Origin of the sequence: Collinsella sp. LCP19S3_D5, assembly GCF_052121415.1 — a bacterium.
Classification (GTDB): Bacteria; Actinomycetota; Coriobacteriia; order Coriobacteriales; family Coriobacteriaceae; genus Collinsella.
In genome coordinates this window covers 1-1,638 of the sequence record NZ_JBQKEH010000032.1, presented here as the reverse complement: position 1 = coordinate 1,638, position 1,638 = coordinate 1, and the positions used below count along the sequence as shown (strand labels likewise).

The window sequence follows — 1,638 nt, the reverse complement described above, 5'->3', positions numbered from 1 at the left end:
CCTTGATTATCAACTTTATCCGAACACCTCCCACATTCATCCGTACATGTGCGGATGAATGTGGGAACCCGATACCCTGAGGGCCGGATCGGCCGGCCCCGGGAGATCGGAGGACGGCATGTCCGGAAAGAAGAAGAGCGGCTCCGCAAGGGCGGTCCCGAGGGCCTACGGAAGGCTCACGAGGCACGAGCGGGACACGGTCCAGAGGATGCTGGAGCGCAGGGCGTCGTGCAGGGAGATCGCGAGGGAGCTGGGCAGGTCGCCCTCGACGGTGAGCGCCGAGGTGGCGTCGCACAGGTTCGTGACGGCGCCGAAGGCCAGGCGCGGCGAGCGCGTGGACGCCTCCGCCGACCTGTCGGTGGCCTGCCCGCGCCTGGCGGCGTGGCCGCGATGCTGCAACGGCTGCGGCCGGTACCGCGCGATCGGCTGCAAGCGCCGCCCCCACGTCTTCTACGAGGCCCGGGCCGCGCAGCTGTGCGCCGACTCGGTCCTCGTCTCGTCCAGGCGCGGGATAGACGCCGACGAGCCCGCCGCGGCGGCCAGGCTGGAGGCGATAAGGGACTGCCTGCGCCGGGGGCTGTCGCCCGAGCAGATGGCGGCGCGCAACGGCGGCCCGGTGGACCTGTCGCCGTCGACCATCTACCGCTGGGTCTCGGCGGGCTACGACGGCATGACCAACATGGAGCTCAGGCGCAAGGTCGGCTACAGGCCGAGGAAGCGCGCCGCGGGCCGGGCGGCGACCCGCCACTCCGCCCGCAGGTCGCATGCCGCGTTCCTCGCCCTCGGGGAGGACGCGTGCGCCGCGGCCTGGGAGATGGACACCGTCGAGGGGGCCCGGGAGGACTCCGCCTGCCTGCTCACGCTGCTGCACCGCCCCAGCAGGCTCCAGCTCGCGCTGCCGCTGGAGGAGAAGACCGCCGGGTGCGTCGCGGACGCCCTGGAGGGCGTCCGGGCCATCCTCGGCGCCGACGGGACGCGCCGCGTGTTCCGCGCCGTCCTCACCGACAACGGCGCCGAGTTCTCCGACGAGGCGGCGATCGCGGCGCTGCTCGGCGAGGGGCCGGGCGAGACGAGGCTGTTCTACTGCGACCCCAGGCGCAGCGACCAGAAGGGCGCCTGCGAGCGCAACCACGTCGAGATCAGGAAGCTGCTGCCCAAGGGCGCCGGGATCAGGTTCGACCGGCTCGCCCCGGCCGACCTGGCGCTGGCCATGTCGCACGTGAACTCCGAGCCCCGCGGCGCGCTCGGCTTCGCGACGCCCGCGCGCGCCTTCAGGGCGATGCTCGGGGAGGACGCGGCGGCGCTGCTGGACGCCTACGGCGTGGGGGACGTGCCGCTCGGCGATCTCGACCTGACGCCGGGGCTCATCGAGAGGGCGCGCGCAGAGAGGGGCGATGCCCCGCTGGCCTAGCCTAGGAGAAAAAACGGAATAGACGGACCGACCGTCCGGCTGAGTCTGGGAAGAGGTGCCGGGCGGCGGGCGGGGCATGGCCACCGGACCCATCGAAACACATCTCCACCATTCCTTCAACTGGGAAAATGGCGCCCCCGGGTCCCGGATAGGACCTCGGGGGCGTTCGGTTAACTGCGGGAGCGTGCCGTCAGCTCAATGTGTTCGGTTGAGATCGGAAATCAACC

1 protein-coding gene is annotated in these 1,638 nt (G+C 71.6%); it reads left to right on the top strand.

Annotated elements, in window-relative coordinates; all coding sequences use genetic code 11:
* Window positions 1–118: 118 nt before the first annotated feature.
* A complete protein-coding gene (locus ACTQXO_RS08675) occupies window positions 119–1,411 on the top strand; it encodes an IS30 family transposase (protein WP_441039019.1) in 1,293 nt (430 codons plus the stop codon).
* Window positions 1,412–1,638 lie beyond the last annotated feature (227 nt).

What these genes read in the sequence shown, in the direction of transcription:
- ACTQXO_RS08675 (WP_441039019.1), top strand. Translation starts at nt 119, where the DNA reads ATGTCCGGAAAGAAGAAGAGCGGCTCCGCAAGGGCGGTCCCGAGGGCC.